Source organism: Dietzia sp. KRD202 (genome assembly GCF_017168155.1).
GTDB lineage: Bacteria > Actinomycetota > Actinomycetes > Mycobacteriales > Mycobacteriaceae > Dietzia > Dietzia kunjamensis.
Window position 1 is genome coordinate 1 of sequence record NZ_JABFAN010000059.1, and the last position, 416, is coordinate 416.

Genomic DNA, 416 nt, shown 5'->3' on the forward strand with positions numbered 1-416 from the left:
GAACACACCTTTCATGCAGGACAGCGGGCCGAGTCAGGCTTGCTTTGGTCGACTTGCATGCGCCAAGGCGCTTCGCTTCCTGCTGCGTAGTGACGACCTGGAAGAAGCCAAGCATATAGCGGCTAATTACTGCATCGAGAACTTCGGTGAATGTGCGGAGGATGCCGAGGCGTATGATCGCGGCAAGCTGATTGAGGGCTTTGTCGGCGCCCTGATCAGCGGCGGCAGGGGTGTCGCGAGCGTCAAGGGACTCAGCCGCTTCTGCAAGTGCTTCCCGGCAGGTACGGACGTCCTCATGGCCGATGGCACTACGAAGCACATCGAGGACGTCAAGGTTAGCGACAAGGTTTTGGCGACCGACCCGGAAACCGGCAAGACCGGGCCGCGTACGGTGACCCGCCTGATCGTCACAGACG

The 416-nt window shown here is 60.6% G+C and carries 1 protein-coding gene; it reads left to right on the forward strand.

Annotated elements, in window-relative coordinates; translation table 11 throughout:
* Positions 1-13 precede the first annotated feature (13 nt).
* On the forward strand, positions 14-416 hold a 403-nt coding region (locus J1M64_RS18545), incomplete at its 3' end, for a Hint domain-containing homing endonuclease (protein WP_206475157.1).